We start from the raw sequence: 16,225 nt of genomic DNA, 5'->3' as shown, positions 1-16,225 counted from the left end.
AGCGGCGTTGCCATGTCGGTCCGAGCGCGCCGATGCACCGGTTGGATTTCCCCGTCAAGCCTGCTATGTTCTCATTTTGTTTCCTTTGAGACTTGCCTGCGACGCCGCGCCATGACCTCTTCCGCTCCCCCCGCGATCCGCAAGATCATCCATGTCGACATGGACGCCTTCTATGCCTCGGTGGAGCAGCGCGACAATCCTGAGCTTCGCGGCCTGCCGATCGCCGTCGGCGGATCTGCGGCCCGCGGCGTCGTGGCGGCGGCGAGTTATGAGGCCCGCACCTTCGGCGTTCACTCGGCCATGCCCTCGGTCACCGCGAAACGCCGCTGTCCGTCGCTCATTTTCGTGCCGCCGCGCTTCGAGGTCTACAAGACCGTGTCCCGCCAGATCCGCGAGATCTTTGCGGAGTACACCCCGTTGATCGAGCCCCTGTCGCTCGACGAGGCCTATCTGGACGTGACGGAAAATCTGAAGGGCATGGAGATCGCCACCGAGATTGCCACCGAGATCCGGGCCAAGATCAAGGTCGCGACCGGGCTCAACGCCTCGGCCGGCATCTCCTACAACAAGTTCCTCGCCAAGATGGCGAGCGACCTCAACAAGCCGAACGGACAGGCGGTCATCACGCCGAAGAACGGGCCTTCCTTCGTTGCCGCGCTGCCGGTGAAGAAGTTCCACGGCGTCGGCCCGGCCACGGCCGAGCGGATGCGCAAGCTCGGCATCGAGACCGGCGCGGATCTCGGCGCCAAGTCCCTGCCGTTCCTGACGCAGCATTTCGGCAAGGCAGGGCCCTATTTTTATGGCATTGCGCGGGGAATCGACCATCGGCAGGTGCGCGCCGACCGGATTCGCAAATCCGTCGGCGCGGAAGACACCTTCGTTTCGGATATTGCCGATCTCGGCCTCGCCAAGGCGGAACTGCGTCCGCTGGCCGAAAAGGTCTGGCGCCATTGCTCGACGCAGGGCATCAGCGGCAAGACCGTCACCGTGAAGATCAAATATGCCGATTTCACGCAAGCGACCCGCAGCCGCACCGTTGGACAAGCCTGCACCGGCGTCGAGGACATGCTGGATGCGGCGGAGGCGCTTCTGGCAACGGTCCACCCCTTCAAGCTGCCGGTCCGCCTGCTGGGCGTCACCCTGTCCTCGCTGACGAACGACCGCACCCCTCTACGCAAAGAGGAAAGCCAGCTGGGTCTCCTCCTGTAAGCGCGCACCGAAAGGTGCGCACGATCGGGAACGGAACGGCCGGAAAATACTTCCTCGCTACCCAAACCCAGTCCTCGTTTCCGGATCGTCGTATGCCTCAGCCTTCTTCCCTGCCGCGCCGGATCGTCGTCATCAGCGATTTTCAGGATGGGCCGTGGGAGGAATCGGAGCTTCCCGATGTCGAGGCCTTCCGTCGCGAATGGCTCACCGGTCATCGCGGCCTGCCCGTCACGCAGGCGCCGCAGAGGGAGAGTGTCGCGGTCGATGGCGGCTATATCGAACGCCTGCCGCTCGCCTGCCTCAAAGCCGGACTGGCGGACACCGCGGAGATCTGGACGCACTGGCGCGGTGAAACGCCGCCGCCGGCCTGGACGCGCGGCAGCCCGCACCTCCTGCGTCGCGCCTTCCGCATGAACGGGCCGGAGGCTCCCTTCGCCTCGAACGACATGCTGGGCCATATCGCCGCCTTCGGCCCGCCGGAGATCCTCTGCGTCTGGGGACTCGGCATCAGCGAGGAGATCCTGGAGGCCTGCCGCGACAGCATCTGCATCTACAACTCGATCGACGCGCCAGCCCTTCGCATTCCGACGACCGTCAGCCGCCATTTCGATCTGGTCCTGACCGGGGCCGAGTGGCAGTCGCAGGCGGTGCTGAGCCGCCATCCCGAGATGGCGACCGCCATCATGCCCGTCGGGCCGGAATTCGCTTCGGACACCACCTTCCGCCCGCTCGACATGCCGAAGATCTACGACGTCATCTATGTGGCCGCGGCGCAGGCCTACAAGCGGCACGACATTCTCTTCGACGCTTTGGCCAAGCTGCCGCGCAGCATCCGCGCGCTCTGCGTCTGCGGCTATGGCGAGCTGACGGAGCAGTTTCGCCACCGGATCGGCGAGCTCGGGCTCTCCGTCGACATCATCGATCCACCCGGCGTCCCATTCGAGGAGGTGAACCGGCTCATGAACCAGTCGCGGCTCGGCGTCGTCTGCGGCGTGGACGATGGCGCGCCGGCGATCCTGACCGAATACATGCTGGCCGGCATTCCGGTGCTGGCCAACAGCGCGCTCAGTTGCGGCCTCCACTACATTACGCCGGAGACCGGCCGCATGGCTCCCGCTGACGAATTTCATCACGCCATCGTCGACATGCTCTCCGCCGCCGCCCGCTTCTCGCCGCGCCAAACCGTCCTTGATCGGTGGACCTGGTCGCACACCACCGAGAAGCTCCGGCCGCTTCTCGAAGCCGCCCGCAAAAAGAAATAGAGAACCCGAGGGAACCTTCTTGCCGAGCCTCAGTTCGACAGCACCTGCTGTGTGAGGATGGCCCATGGATGTGTTGAGCTCGTTTCTGCCTACCCCCGAGACGAAGCTCCCTCCGGATATTCCCCTCATCTGCTTCTCGCATCTGCGCTGGGACTTCGTGCTTCAGCGACCGCAGCACCTCATGCAGCGCTTTGCCGCCCATCGGCAGGTCTTCTACTTCGAGGAATATATCCCAACGGACCATCACCTGGCCTATCTGGAGATCCACCCGTTCGAGGGCACGACCGTCAAAGCGATCCGTCCGCGCGTGCCGCATTGGTGGAACGAGGCGGACCGCGAGGCCGCACTCGGCAAGCTTCTGGCCGATCTCATTGCGCTCCATGGCGGGCGCAAGCCGATCCTGTGGTTCTATACGCCGATGATGTTTTCCTTCGCGCGCCACGTCGATGCGGCGGCGGTCGTCTACGACTGCATGGACGAACTTGCCAATTTCAAATTCGCCCCGCCGCAGCTGAAAGAGACCGAGCGGGCGCTGATGGCGCGGGCCGACGTGGTCTTCACCGGCGGCCACAGCCTTTACGAGGCTCGCCGCGCCCAGCACGACAACATCCACCCCTTTCCTTCCAGCGTCGATGTTGCGCATTTCCGGGCTGCGCGCGGCTCCCTGCAGGAGCCGGCAGACCAGGCCGCGATCAAGGGCCCCCGCCTTGGCTATTACGGCGTCATCGACGAGCGGCTCGATCTCGCGCTGATCGCCAAAGTGGCCGCCGCGCGGCCGGCGCTGTCCTTCGTGTTCCTGGGTCCGGTCGTCAAGATCTCGCAGGACGATCTGCCGCGGGCGGAAAACATCCATTATCTCGGCCAGAAAGCCTATGGCGATCTGCCGGCCTATCTCGCCGGCTGGGACGTGGCCCTGATGCCCTTTGCCTTGAACGAGGCGACCCGGTTCATCAGCCCGACCAAGACGCCCGAATATCTCGCCGCCGGGCGCCCGGTGGTCGGGACGCGGATTGCCGATGTGGTGCGCAGCTACAGCGATGTGCCCGGTGTCTTTCTGGAGAACGACGCGGAGGCCTTCGCCCGCGCCTGCGACGAGGCTCTCCGTCTCGCAGGCTCCGACGAGTCCTGGTTGAGCGCCGTCGACGAGCGGCTCAAGCAGACGTCGTGGGACATGACCTTCCGCTCGATGGCGCAGCTCCTGTGCCAGGCCGTCGCGCGCGGCGCGGTGCCGGCGAAGGCTGAGCCATCCGCGAAGATCGAGGGACTCGCCACGACGGGCTCCCGCGCATCGATCCTGCCTCTTGGCAGCCGGGCCGCGGATGTGCGCCTCTCCGCCCCCGCTCTCCGGTCTGGCGACCGCTCCGGCAAGCACCCTTACGACTACCTGATCGTCGGCGCGGGTTTTGCGGGATCGGTTCTCGCGGAGCGTCTTGCCGCGGATGGAGGCAAGCGTGTCCTCGTCTGCGACAAACGCCCCCATATCGCCGGCAACGCCTATGATCACTACGATGCGGCCGGCATCCTCGTGCATCGCTATGGCCCGCACATCTTTCATACCAACAGCGAAGACGTGTTCAACTATCTCTCCCGCTTCACCGAATGGCGGCCCTACGAGCACCGGGTGCTGGCGGAGGTCGGCGACAAGCGACTTCCCATCCCGATCAACCGCACGACGCTGAACGCGCTTTACGGCCTCGATCTGCGCTGCGATGCCGACGCCGCATCCTTCCTCGCCGCACGCGCGGAGCCGCAGGAACCGATCCTGACCTCGCGCGACGTCGTCGTCTCGCAGGTGGGCACCGCCCTCTACGAAGCCTTCTTTGAGGGCTATACGCGCAAGCAGTGGGGCCTCGATCCGTCCGAGCTCGACCGCGCCGTGACCGCGCGGGTTCCGACGCGCACGAGCACCGACGACCGCTATTTCTCCGACACGTTCCAGGCCATGCCGCGCGATGGCTACACGCGCATGTTCGAGCGCATGCTCGACCACGACGGCATCACGGTCATGACCGGCACCGATCATGCCGACCTGAAGCGCGAGCGGCTCGCCCCGCAGACGATCTTCACCGGGCCGATCGACGAATATTTCGACCATTGCTACGGCCCACTGCCCTATCGCAGCCTCGAGTTCCGTCACGAGACCCATGATGCGCGTCGGCTGCTGCCGGTGGCCGTCGTCAACTTCCCGTCCGAAACCGTGCCCTATACGCGGGTGACGGAGTACAAGCATCTGACGGGACAGATCCACCCGAAGACCAGCATCAGCTACGAATTCGCGCGGGCCGACGGCGATCCCTACTATCCGATCCCCCGGCCGGAGAACCAGGCGCTCTACAAGCGATACGAGGCCCTGGCCCGCGCGCGCGACGACGTCACCTTCGTCGGGCGTCTCGGCACCTATCGCTATTACAATATGGACCAGGTGGTGGGCCAGGCGCTGGCCACCTATCGCCGGCTGTCGAAACCGAAGGATACGGTTGCTCTGGTGGCTGGCAGCCTGCATGAGTGACAGGCGGTCCATCGCGCCGCCCCTGCCCGATCCGGGCCGGCAGGCGGTTCTGCGCCTTGCGCTGGCGACAGACAGCGACGACCCTTCCGGCCTGGGCGAGCACATGATCACGCTTGCCCGCGCGCTGGACGGCACGCGGGTGGCGATGGCTGAAGGAGCGTCGCCGCTCACCTGGTCCGTGACCCTGGTCGCAACCTCTGAAAAGGCGATGCCGCTGCTGCAGAAAGCGGCCCGTCTGGGGCTTGCGGTCAAACAGGCGGACAGGCAGGAGGCTCTCGCCGCGTGGCTGAGGCAGGCGGGCGTCGATCTGCTGCATGTCCATGCCGGCATCGGCTGGGAAGGCCATGGCCTTACGCAGGCCGGGGCAGACTGCGCGATCCCGACGATCCGCACCGAGCACCTGCCCTATCTCTTGACCGACCCGGACCAGCGGCAGGCGTTCGAGCATCACAGCGCCTCCGTCGCCCGCCACATCACCGTCTCCGAGGCCTCGGCCCGCAGTTACGAGGCCGCAGGCCTCGAAAGGGCGAAATGCGCGGTGGTGCGCAATGGCGTTTTCCCGCTTGAGCACACGGGCGACCCCGCCGTGCTTCGGCAGTCGCTGAGCCTTGGCAAGCGACCCGTCTTGCTGACTGTCGCCCGGTTCACGCCGCAGAAGGACCATGAGACGCTGATCGGGGCGATGCCGGCCGTGCTCGCGGCGCATCCGGATACAGTCCTGCTTCTCGTCGGCAGCGGCGACAGGCAGGCGGCGGCCGAGCAGCAGGTGGCAAGGCTCGGCCTCAACCGCGCGATCCGCTTCCTCGGACACCGCGCCGATATCGCGGCGCTGATGGCGGCGGCCGATCTCTTCGTTCTTCCCTCCCGTTTCGAAGGGCTGCCGCTGGCCGTGCTGGAAGCCATGTCGCTCGGTCTTCCGGTGGCGGCGACCAGGATCGGCGGCACGCTCGAAGCGCTGGGCGACCAGCATGCCCTCTACTGCCCGCCGGGCGATCCGCAGGCACTCGCGGCCCTCCTCACGCGCGCGCTCGGCGATCCGCAGATGCGGTCCGCTGCCGGCAAGGCCGGCCACGCGCGCTTTCTCCACCAGTTTTCGGCAGAGCGAATGGCGGCGGAAACCGCTGCGCTCTACCGGCAGGTCCTGGCGCAAGGCCAGCCGGGATCAAACAGCGTCATGCACAAGGACCCTTCCATGCAAAAACTACGCATCGGCTTCATCGGCGCGGGCGGCATCGCCAACCGCCATCTCGATATCCTTGCCGGCTTCGATGATGTGGCGCTGGTCGCCTTCTCGGATCCAGACATGGGCCGCGCCGAAGCGGCGGGCATGCGCTTCGGCGCGAAAGCCTTCTCCGATCATCGCGCCATGCTGGATGCCGTCCCGCTCGATGCCGTCTATGTCTGCATTCCGCCCTTCGCGCATGGCGCACCGGAACATGATCTCATCGCCCGCTCCATTCCCTTCTTCGTCGAAAAGCCGGTCAGCCTCGATCTGGCGACGGCGGAAGGCATCGCGGCGGCGATCGCCGAGAAGAACCTCGTCACGGCCGTCGGCTATCACTGGCGCTATCTCGACATCGTCGATGAAGCCCGCAGCCTTCTGGCCGAGAACCCGGCTCAGCTTCTTTCCGGCTATTGGCTGGACAGCACCCCACCGCCACAATGGTGGTGGAAGGAGGACCAGTCCGGCGGGCAGATGGTAGAACAGACCACGCACCTCCTCGACTTGGCACGCTTCCTCGTCGGCGAGGTGACCGATGTCTACGGACAGGCAGGTCACAAGGACCGGCCGGAGTTTCCGGGCCTTGACGTTCCGACCGTGACGACAGCCAGCCTCACCTTCGACAGCGGCGTCATTGCCAACATCGCCTCCACCTGCCTGCTCGGCTGGAACCACCGTGTCGGCCTCCATATCTTCGCCGACCGGCTGGCCATCGAGCTGACCGACCGCGACATCATGGTCGATGTCGGACGCGGGCGCCCGGTGCGCGGTGCGGATGGCGACCCGGTCTGGCGCGAGGACCGGGACTTCATCGATGCCGTGCGCGGCGGCGAGAACCGGATCCGCTGCCCCTATCACGATGCGCTGGCGACCCATCGCCTGGCGCTTGCCGTCGTGGCGTCCGCCCGGTCGGGCCAGCCGGTCCACCTCGAGAACCCCGGTATCGAACGGCCGGCGCTGGCGCCGCTGATGCCGCAGCCGCGCCCCGAAGCGCCGCCGCAAGGCATGCCGCCGGGGCACCGCAAGGTCCGCTCGCTGGGCATCGAGGCCCCGGGCCGCGCCTATTTCTTCGAGTATGAGGAAGGGCCTCCGGCAGACGGCCATGTCCGGCTCGATACGCTTTACACCGGCCTTTCCGCCGGCACCGAGCTGACCTTTCTCAAGAACACCAATCCCTATTTCCGCTCGCGCTTCGACGGCGGCCGCGGCGTGTTCATCGACAACGAGCCCGACCTGCATTACCCGGTGCCCTTCCTCGGCTATATGGAAGTTGGCCGGGTCAGTGAAAGCCGCGCGCACGGCTTCGCCGCCGGCGAGATCGTCGCGACGACCTTCGGACACAAGACGGGTCATACCGCCGATCCCTTCCACGACGTGCTGATCCCGCTGCCCGACGCAATCGACCCCGTGCTCGGCGTGCTTGTCGCGCAGATGGGCCCGATCGCCGCCAACGGCATTCTCCATGCCGATGCCGAAGCGTTCGGCGCCCATGTGCCCGCACTCGGCGCCGGCGTGCGCGACCGGCCGGTGATCGTGATCGGAGCTGGCACGGTCGGGCTGATGACGGCGCTCTTTGCCAAGTCGCTCGGCGCGTCGGAGGTCGTCATCACCGATCCGTCCGAGTTCCGCCGGTCCAAGGCCGAGGCGCTGGGCTTCAGCGCGATGACGGAGGAGCAGGCCTGGCAGCATGCCAAGGCGCGCTGGCACGACGGCGCCATGGGCCGCGGCGCAGACCTCGTCTTCCAGACGCGCGCCCATGCCGGCAGCCTGCACACCGCGCTGAAGGCGCTGCGCCCGCAAGGCACCGTGATCGATCTCGCCTTCTACCAGGGCGGTGCGGACGCGCTGCGCCTTGGCGAGGAGTTCCACCACAATGGCCTGTCGATCCGCTGCGCGCAGATCAACCGCGTGCCGCGCGGGCTCGGCCCCCTTTGGGACCGCCGCCGCCTGGCGCAGGCGACGGTCACGCTTCTGAAAAGCCATGGTGCGGCGATCCGCGAGCATATGATCACCCACATCATCCCGATCGACGAGGCACCCCGCTTCCTGTCGCATCTGGTGGAAGAGCGTCCGGACTTCCTGCAGGTCGTCTTCCAGGTGGGTGAATAGGAATGGAGGAAAGCCCGATCAGGATCCTCTTCGTCTTCGCCTGGCTGGTGGTGGGCGGAGAGGAAACGGAGGTGCGCCTGCTGGCCGAGCATCTCGACCGGACACGCTACCAGATCGACGTCGTCGCCTGCTTCCGCAAGCAGGAGATGCCGGAACAGACGCACGAGCAACTGCGCGCGCTCGGCGTCCATGTCGACACAGCGCCCTATGCGCTCTCCTTCGACGACACGGTCACTTATCTCGCCGGCAAGATGCCGGGCTACGACGTGATCGTGTCCTGCCAGAACGTCGCCGATGTCTATCCGGCCCTGGAGCGCCTGCATCTGCGCCCGCCGCTGATCGAGCATGGCGGGCTGGTGTCCGAAGCGCTGGCAGGGCCGAAGCATTTCACCAGCCGGTATGTCGGCGTCTGCCGCTCGATCCGGGATGCGGCGGCGTCGCGGATGCAAGGCCGCGAGGCGCAGGCGCTCGAGATCCCCTCCATGGTCGACCTAAAGGCCTTCGATCCCGCACGCCGCCCTGCAATGCGCGCAGCGCTGGGGGTCGCGGAGGGGCAGATCCTCATCGGCTGGGTGGGCCGGCTCGATCCGAAGAAGAATGTCGAGGATTTCATCGAGGCGGCGGCGCGCGTCCATGCGGAGGTTCCGGAGGCGCGCTTCGTGGTGATCGGCGGACCCGACGCCTTCCTGCCGGACTATGCGGTGCGCCTGCGGACGCTCGCGCAGAAGCTCGGCCTCTCCCCGATTCTGCAGTTCCTGGGCGACAGAAAGGACATTCCCGACCTGCTCTCGGCCCTCGACATCTTTGCCTGGCTTTCCAGGGGCGAAGGCATGCCGCATGTCATCGCCGAGGCCGGCGCCGCTTCGCTGCCGGTCATCGCAACGCCGGACAACGGCGCGCTGCAGCAGATCGAGGACGAGGTCTCCGGCCTCTTCGTCCCCTATTCCGATCCTTCCGCCGTGGCGGCGGCCATGCTGCGGCTCATTGGCGACCCGTCGCTTCGTGCGCGGCTTGGCCACGCGCTGCGCAAGAGCGTCGAGACCCGATATGCCGTCGATGCCGTCGCGCCGCAATGGACGGCGCTGTTTACGGAGGTTCTTGAGGAGCGTGCTGAGGGTCGGCCGAGCGGCCTGTTCCAGTCCTTCGTCCAGGGCGGCTTCGAATGTTCGACGCATCGTCTGCGCGGCCATGATGGCGAGGGGGCGCGGCTCGACATGCTGGCCGCCATCGGCCACGACCGGTTCGCGGAGGCAGATTACCGCCAGCTGAGCGGCCTCGGCATCCGCACCGTGCGCGACGGCTTCCGCTGGCATCTGATCGAGACATCCCCCGGACAGTATGACATGGCGAGCATCCGGCCGATGCTGGAGGCGGCGGCGCGAAGCCGGACGCAGGTCATCTGGGATCTCCTGCATTATGGCTGGCCGGACGGTCTCGACATCTGGTCGCCGCGCTTCGTCGAGCGCTTCGCGGCCTTTGCCGGAGCCTGCGCGCACCTGGTCCGCAGCGTCAGCGATGACGTCCCCTTCTATTGCCCCGTCAACGAGATCTCGTTCTTCTCCTGGGGGGCTGGCGATGCCGGTTATCTCAACCCCTTTGCGAATGGCCGTGGCTTCGAGCTGAAAGTCCAGCTCGCCCGCGCCTCGATCGCGGCGATGGATGCCATCTGGGCCGTGGACCCGCGGGCGCGCTTCGTCCATTGCGATCCGGTCATCAACGTCATCCCCGACCCCTCCCGCCCGCACGAGGCGCAGGTGGCCGAGGGGCATCGGCAATCGCAGTTCCAGGGCTGGGATCTGCTCTGCGGGCGCATGTGGCCGCAGATCGGCGGTCATCCACGCTATCTCGATATTCTCGGCGTCAATTACTACTTCAACAACCAGTGGATCCATGGCGGCCCGCCGATCGACCATGGTCATCCGCTTTACAAGCCCTTCCGCGCCATCCTCGCCGAAACCTATGCCCGCTACGGGCGGCCGGTGACGATCGCCGAAACCGGGATCGAGGACGGGCGGCGGCCGGCATGGTTCAACTATGTCCTGCAGGAATCGCTGGCCGCGATGAAGGCCGGCGTGCCGCTCGAGGGGCTCTGCCTTTACCCGATCGTCAATCACCCCGGCTGGGACGACGGCCGCGCCTGCCAGAACGGGCTGCTCTCGGCAACGCCGGGAGAAACCGGCCGCATCGCTTACTCGCCGCTTCTGGACGCAATCCGTAAGGGGATGGGGGAGTTGGCACAGAGCGGCATTCGCACCGATCCACGCAGTCTCTCTCAGCCCTGACCGAGACCGGTGACGACCGTCGGCCAGAATTCCGAAACGGTCGGATGGATCGGGACGGCCCAACGCAGCTGGTCGACGGTCGCCCCGGCATTCATCATGTCGAGCACGCCGTGAATGGCCTCGTCCCCGCCTGTGCCGAGAATGGCGGCGCCGAGGATCTGCCGCGTCTCGGCATCGGCCACGAGCGTCATGAAGCCTTGGGTCTCGCCCTTCTCGACCGCTCGGCCGACCTTGCTCATCGGGATATGGCTGACGAGGATCGGCCTGCCGGTCTTGCGCGCCTCCGCCTCGCTCATACCCACCCGCCCGAGCGGCGGATCGATATAGAGCGCGTAGCCGGGAATGCGGTCGGAGACCCTGCGGGCCTCCCCATCGATGAGGTTGGCCGCGACGATCTCGAAATCATTATAGGCCGTGTGGGTGAAAGCGCCCTTGCCGTTGCAATCGCCCAGCGCCCAGATGCCTTCAGCCGTCGTCGCGAGCTGATCGTCGACCCGGATATAGCCGCGCGCATCCACCTCCACCCCCGCCGTCTCCAGCCCGAGATCATCGGTGTTCGGACGGCGGCCGACCGCGAGCAGGACGTCGGTCCCCGTCACATCCGCCTTGCCGTCGCCCGGATGAACGACGACGACGCGTCCCTCCTTTCGAAAGCGGATGTCGTCCGCGCCCGTCACCACGCACACCCCCTCGGCTTCCAGGATCTCGCGGATGGCAGTTGAGGTCTTCTCGTCCTCGCGGCCGACGAGGCGGGGACCCTTTTCGATGACGGTCACCTCGGCACCGAAGCGGCGAAACATCTGCGCGAATTCGAGCCCGATATAGCTGCCGCCGATGATGACGAGGTGGCCGGGCACGCGGTCGAGCCTCACCATGTCGCTGTTGGTCAGGTATGGGATGTCCGCAAGACCCGGAAAGTCCGGGATTGCCGCACGGCCGCCCACGTTGAGGAAGATCTGCGGCGCGGTCAAGAAATCCTCGCCGACGCGAAGAGTGGTCCTGTCCGTAAACCGCGCATGTCCGCGGATCAGCGTGCAGCCTGCCATGCTGCCAAGCCAGCGTTCGTTGCCGTGCCGGCTGTCGAGCGTCACCTGATACGCCCGCCGCATGACCGCCGGCATGTCGATCGTGACGGGCCCGCCCAGTTGCACACCATAGTCGGAAGCCCGTTGCGCCAGCCGCGCGGCATAGGCGCTGGCGACCAGCGTCTTGGTGGGCTTGCAGCCGGTGTTGACGCAGGTTCCGCCCACATGCTTCCGCTCGATGATGGCCACGGTTTTCCCGGCGTCGCTCAGCCGGCCGGCCAGAGAGGGGCCGGCCTGTCCGGCGCCGACGATGATCGCATCGAACGCCCTCATGCCGCCACCGGGGGCGAGAGGGCAGAGATGACGAGAACGGCGCCGATCACCGCGATGGCGTCTTCGATGATGGCCGCAGGCGGATCGCGGCGGAAGCGGGCGGCGAGCCAGCCGCGCAAGGCCGCTCCGCCATAGGTGCCGATGACGGCGCCGAGAATTCCGGCGAGCAGCCCCAGACCCCAAGCAGCGTTGGGCAGGGCGATCGCAGCTCCCGAAAGGGCGCCGGTCACCACGCGCGCCCCGAACTGCTGCGGCACGAGGCGGCTGGGCGTGGAGGGAAGCTGGTCGGTGACCAATTCCGCCAGAGCCAGCGCCGTCAGGAGACCGACGGCCCAGACCGAGCCGAGGAAGGACAGCCAGGACGAGGAAAGATCGAGCACGCCGAGATATGCGGCCCAGGCAACTGCCGCCGGCGCCGTCATGGCTCGAAGGCCGGCAATGATGCCGATCAGACATGCAAGCAGGTAAACCATGATACCCCCCGGAAATGGCCGCATCCTCAGCCTACTCCGATCACCGGCATCCGTCATCACCTGCTTTCATGTCTCGCGACGCGCGGCGTGCCTCTCCCTCGACCGATGACACGGCCCACGGCGCATGTCTCTTTCAAACGCTTCCATTTTCCGTGCTTGACAAGTGACGGATGGATAGATTTTAATCATGCTCATCATTGAGGCATTCGCCCGATGGTGCCACATCGACGACATCCGTCAGCGGGCAACATGGCCCCACAACGCCCCGGTTACCGGGAGACCGCGTTGTGGGTTTTTTTGCGTTTGGAAGGCATATGCTGGACCCTGTGAAGATCGGCATTCTCTATTCGACGACCGGGCCTTACGGCGCCATGGGTCGCGATGCCTTCGACGGCGTGGACTTTGCCTTCCACGATTACCGCGAGGCCGGCGGCAGCCGTATCCAGCCGGTGTTCTTCGATCCGCATGCCGATCTCTCCGCCTATCTGGAAGGCGCGCGCAGCCTGATCCGCGATAGCGGCTGCCGACACATCATCGGCACCATCACCTCCGCCGCGCGCAAGGAGGTGCTGCCGCTGGTCGAGAAGCATGACGGGCTGCTCTGGTACATGTGCCCCTATGAAGGGTTCGAGGCGAACGAGAATGTCATCTATCTCGGCGGCTGCCCGAACCAGCACCTGATCCCCCTCTTCGATCACCTCATCCCGCGTTATGGCGCCCGCCCCTATCTCGTCGGTGCGAACTATGTCTGGGGTTGGGAGATGAACCGCCTGGCGCGCGAGCTGGTCAGCAATGCCGGCGGCACGGTGCTTGGCGAACGCTACCTGCCGCTCGAGGAAACGTCGGTCGAACGCATCATCGCCGATATCGTCGAGAAGCGTCCGAGCTTCATCCTCAACAATCTCATCGGTCCGTCGAGCTACGCCTTCCTCGAGGCGATGCATGCGCTCGGCCAGCGCGACCCGGCCTTCCTGCCCAGGAACTGCCCGGTGGCGAGCTGCGACCTGCAGGAAAGCGAGCTGGAGGAGATCGCCCCCGGTGCCGCCGTCGGCCAGCTCTGCGCCGCCTCCTATTTCGACACGCTGGAAAGCCCCGAGAACCATGCATTCAAGGCGCGGCTTCGCGCCTATAAGCCCGGTTCGCGGCGGGTCTCCAGCATCTTCGCCAGCGCCTACATGGCCGCCACGATCTGCATCGCCGCGATTGAATCGACCTCCGACAGCACGCCTGCCAGCATCCGCCGCCATGTCCAGGCGCAGACCTGGCCAGGCCTCTTCGGCGCGATGACCATCGATCCCGCCACCAACCATGCCGCGCTGCCGTTCCTGCTCGGCCAGATCAATGGCGAGCGGGCCTTCGACGTGATCGCCTCGCGGCCGCCTCTCCTGGCCGACCCCTATCTGACCGGCAACATGACGCGGCGCGACCCGCTCTTGAGGGTCGTATCATGATGGCGAAGACCCCGAATTTCACCGGCTGGCGCGTCGTCATTCTCGCGGAGGAGGATGCCAACACCGAGAAGCTGCGCCGCCAGCTGGCCCTGCTCGGCATCGCCGCGTCGCTGCAATGGCTGCCGCTTGCCGACGACCAGCTGCCCGATCTCGTGATCGTCGATGCCGATCGCGGCTGGGACGAGCTGCTGCCCTGGGCGCGGCGCAAGCCCGCCCGCCCGGTCGCGGCCCTGCTCGGCTCGGAAGCACCGGGCCGGATCGCCTGGGCAATCGATTGCGGCGCGACCGCCTTCATTCCAAAGCCGGTCGCTGCCTCGACCATCTATCCCGCCCTCGTGCTCGCCGTCACGGCGCATGAGCAGCGGATGGAAGACGAGGCGCGGATCGCGAAGCTGGAGGAACGGCTGAAACTGCGGCCGATCGTCTTCGCCGCCGTCAACCAGATCAAGGCCGACCGGCGGATCGACGACGAGCAGGCCTTCGTCCTCTTGCGCAGCGGCGCCATGCGCCGGCGCATGCCCATCGAACAACTGGCGGCGCTCCTGGTGGGCGGCCTCGAAACCCTGAGCGAGGCAGGCTGATGCGAATCCTCAAAGAACTCGGCCGGCAGCCGGCGGCGCTGTTCGGCCTGCTGGTCATCGTCTTCGTGGTCGTCGCGGCGCTCGGCGCGCCGGTCTTCGCGCCCTTCAATCCCGACGAGCAGATGTTCGACGGGCTGACCCTGGAAGGCGCGCCCATGCCGCCCGGCGGCGCCTTCCCGCTCGGGACCGATACGCTCGGTCGCGATCTGCTTTCCCGCATGCTGTTCGGCGCACGCACTTCGCTCGTCATCGGCCTCGTGGCCAACGGCGTGGCAGTCGCGATCGGACTGCTCGTCGGCATTACCGCGGGCTACCTGCGCGGCTGGGCCGGCAACCTCATGATGCGCTTCACGGATCTGATGATGGCCTTCCCCGCATTGCTGCTTGCCATCGTGCTGGCTGCCCTGCTCAAGCCCAGTCTCTGGATCGTCGCCATGGTCATCGCCCTCGTCAACTGGGTACAGGTGGCGCGCATCGTCTTTACCGAGACGCGCGGACTGGTGGAGCGCGACTTCATCCTGGCCGAGCGCTCTCTCGGCGCCGGGCATGCCCGCATTCTTTTCCTGCATATCCTGCCGCATCTCGTGCCGACGGCGATCGTCTGGGGCACGCTCGGCATCGCCACCACCGTCCTGCTCGAGGCGACGCTCTCCTTCCTCGGCATCGGCGTGCAGCCGCCGGATCCTTCCTGGGGCAATATCATTTTCGAAAGCCAGAGCTACTTCCAGGCAGCCCCGTGGCTGGTCTTCTTCCCCGGCGCCCTCATCCTCGTCACCGCGCTCGCCTTCAACCTTGTCGGGGATGCACTGCGCGACATTCTCGATCCGACCCAGAGGGGGAGAGGCTGATGCTCACGCTTCTGGCAAAACGTCTCGTCCAATGCGTCCTGATCCTGTTCGGCGTCGCAGCCATCACCTTCGTGCTGCTCTACGCCCTGCCCGCCGATCCGGCGCGCATGCTGGCCGGCCGGAGCGCGACGGCACAGACGGTGGAAAACATCCGTCGCGAACTCGGCCTCGACCAGCCGCTCCCCGTGCAGTTCGCCCATTATGTCGGCGGTCTGGTGCAGGGCGATCTCGGCCGCTCCTATGCGCAGAAGACCGAAGTGGTGACGCTCATCGCCGCGCGTCTGCCGGCAACCCTGACGCTGATGGCGGCCGGAATCGTCATCGAAGTGCTGCTCGGCGTCCTCCTCGGCTCGATCGCAGCGCTGAAGCGCGGCGGCCTGGTCGACCGCATCGTCATGATGTCGGCCTTCGTCGGCGTCTCGGCGCCGCAGTTCGTGGTAGCGCTGCTGCTTCTCTATGTCTTCGCGGCGACGCTCGGCTGGTTTCCGATGTCGGGCTACGGGTCGGCCGCCCATGTGGTGCTGCCGGCCGCCACGCTCGGCATTCTCGGCGCCGGCTGGTATGCGCGCATGGTCCGCTCGGCGATGATCGACGTGCTCAACCAGGATTACATCCGCACGGCCCGGGCCAAGGGCCTGTCCGCCGCCCGCGTCACGCTGCGCCATGTGCTGCCCAATGCCATCCTGCCGATCATCGCCATGATCGGCATCGATATCGGCCAGTTCATGGGCGGCGTCGTGGTGGTCGAGGCCGTCTATGGCTGGCCTGGCATCGGCCAGCTGGCCTGGCAGGCGATCCAGCAGGTCGACATTCCGATCATCATGGGCGTCACGCTCACCTCCGCGCTCGCCATCATTCTCGGCAACCTCGTTGCCGACCTCGTTGCGCCGGTCATCGACCCCCGCATCCGCACACAGTGAA

General features: G+C 66.4%; 11 protein-coding genes. 9 read left to right on the top strand and 2 right to left on the bottom strand.

Annotation, left to right across the window (positions count from 1 at the left end; all coding sequences use genetic code 11):
* Positions 1–111: 111 nt before the first annotated feature.
* From dinB to U8330_RS21870, 5 genes are all read left to right on the top strand, one after another.
* Entirely contained in the window at positions 112–1,209 is a 1,098-nt protein-coding gene (dinB, locus tag U8330_RS21890) for a DNA polymerase IV (RefSeq protein ID WP_323107696.1), read from the top strand.
* Between the two features lie 92 nt (positions 1,210–1,301).
* Entirely contained in the window at positions 1,302–2,471 is a 1,170-nt protein-coding gene (locus U8330_RS21885; RefSeq protein ID WP_323107695.1) for a glycosyltransferase, read from the top strand.
* A gap of 64 nt (positions 2,472–2,535) precedes the next feature.
* Positions 2,536–4,980, top strand: a complete 2,445-nt coding sequence (gene glf, locus U8330_RS21880) for a UDP-galactopyranose mutase (protein WP_323107694.1) — start codon at positions 2,536–2,538, stop codon at positions 4,978–4,980.
* A gap of 103 nt (positions 4,981–5,083) precedes the next feature.
* On the top strand, positions 5,084–8,311 hold the full coding sequence (locus tag U8330_RS21875; protein WP_416236958.1) for a glycosyltransferase: 3,228 nt from the start codon (positions 5,084–5,086) through the stop codon (positions 8,309–8,311).
* Positions 8,312–8,313: 2 nt separating this feature from the next.
* Positions 8,314–10,593 (top strand): glycosyltransferase, encoded by a 2,280-nt coding sequence (locus U8330_RS21870; protein ID WP_416236953.1) that lies wholly within the window; start codon positions 8,314–8,316, stop codon positions 10,591–10,593.
* On the opposite strand, the gene U8330_RS21865 is transcribed toward U8330_RS21870, so the two are convergent.
* Positions 10,584–11,951: an FAD-containing oxidoreductase gene (locus U8330_RS21865; protein ID WP_323107692.1), complete on the bottom strand. Its 1,368-nt coding sequence runs from the start codon at positions 11,949–11,951 to the stop codon at positions 10,584–10,586. The genes U8330_RS21870 and U8330_RS21865 overlap by 10 nt on opposite strands.
* Positions 11,948–12,424, bottom strand: a complete 477-nt coding sequence (locus U8330_RS21860; protein ID WP_323107691.1) for a DUF4126 family protein — start codon at positions 12,422–12,424, stop codon at positions 11,948–11,950. Before U8330_RS21860 ends, U8330_RS21865 begins: the two co-directional genes overlap by 4 nt.
* Positions 12,425–12,738: 314 nt before the next feature.
* On the opposite strand from U8330_RS21860, the gene U8330_RS21855 reads away from it, so the two are divergent.
* The 4 genes from U8330_RS21855 to U8330_RS21840 are packed head-to-tail and all read left to right on the top strand — an operon-like array spanning position 12,739 to position 16,224.
* On the top strand, positions 12,739–13,875 hold the full coding sequence (locus tag U8330_RS21855; RefSeq protein WP_323107690.1) for a transporter substrate-binding protein: 1,137 nt from the start codon (positions 12,739–12,741) through the stop codon (positions 13,873–13,875).
* On the top strand, positions 13,875–14,456 hold the full coding sequence (locus tag U8330_RS21850) for an ANTAR domain-containing response regulator (protein ID WP_323107796.1): 582 nt from the start codon (positions 13,875–13,877) through the stop codon (positions 14,454–14,456). Before U8330_RS21855 ends, U8330_RS21850 begins: the two co-directional genes overlap by 1 nt.
* Positions 14,456–15,304 carry an ABC transporter permease gene (locus U8330_RS21845; protein WP_323107689.1) on the top strand — a complete coding sequence of 283 codons (849 nt, stop codon included), beginning with the start codon at positions 14,456–14,458 and terminating at the stop codon, positions 15,302–15,304. Before U8330_RS21850 ends, U8330_RS21845 begins: the two co-directional genes overlap by 1 nt.
* The gene (locus tag U8330_RS21840; RefSeq protein WP_323107688.1) at positions 15,304–16,224 is read left to right on the top strand and encodes an ABC transporter permease; all 921 of its coding nucleotides are present in this window, start codon (positions 15,304–15,306) and stop codon (positions 16,222–16,224) included. The genes U8330_RS21845 and U8330_RS21840 overlap by 1 nt, the downstream gene beginning before the upstream one ends.
* Position 16,225: the final 1 nt, after the last annotated feature.

It is taken from the genome of Rhizobium sp. CC-YZS058, assembly GCF_034720595.1.
Lineage (GTDB): Bacteria > Pseudomonadota > Alphaproteobacteria > Rhizobiales > Rhizobiaceae > Ferranicluibacter.
Note: the sequence above shows the minus strand (reverse complement) of the source record. Positions and strands in the feature narration are given on the sequence as shown.

Excerpts from the sequence above, each read along its gene's own strand:
- dinB (WP_323107696.1), top strand. The coding sequence starts at position 112 with ATGACCTCTTCCGCTCCCCCCGCGATCCGCAAGATCATCCATGTCGAC.
- U8330_RS21885 (WP_323107695.1), top strand. The coding sequence starts at position 1,302 with ATGCCTCAGCCTTCTTCCCTGCCGCGCCGGATCGTCGTCATCAGCGAT.
- glf (WP_323107694.1), top strand. The coding sequence starts at position 2,536 with ATGGATGTGTTGAGCTCGTTTCTGCCTACCCCCGAGACGAAGCTCCCT.
- U8330_RS21875 (WP_416236958.1), top strand. The coding sequence starts at position 5,084 with ATGATCACGCTTGCCCGCGCGCTGGACGGCACGCGGGTGGCGATGGCT.
- U8330_RS21870 (WP_416236953.1), top strand. The coding sequence starts at position 8,314 with ATGGAGGAAAGCCCGATCAGGATCCTCTTCGTCTTCGCCTGGCTGGTG.
- U8330_RS21865 (WP_323107692.1), bottom strand. The coding sequence starts at position 11,951 with ATGAGGGCGTTCGATGCGATCATCGTCGGCGCCGGACAGGCCGGCCCC.
- U8330_RS21860 (WP_323107691.1), bottom strand. The coding sequence starts at position 12,424 with ATGGTTTACCTGCTTGCATGTCTGATCGGCATCATTGCCGGCCTTCGA.
- U8330_RS21855 (WP_323107690.1), top strand. The coding sequence starts at position 12,739 with ATGCTGGACCCTGTGAAGATCGGCATTCTCTATTCGACGACCGGGCCT.
- U8330_RS21850 (WP_323107796.1), top strand. The coding sequence starts at position 13,875 with ATGGCGAAGACCCCGAATTTCACCGGCTGGCGCGTCGTCATTCTCGCG.
- U8330_RS21845 (WP_323107689.1), top strand. The coding sequence starts at position 14,456 with ATGCGAATCCTCAAAGAACTCGGCCGGCAGCCGGCGGCGCTGTTCGGC.
- U8330_RS21840 (WP_323107688.1), top strand. The coding sequence starts at position 15,304 with ATGCTCACGCTTCTGGCAAAACGTCTCGTCCAATGCGTCCTGATCCTG.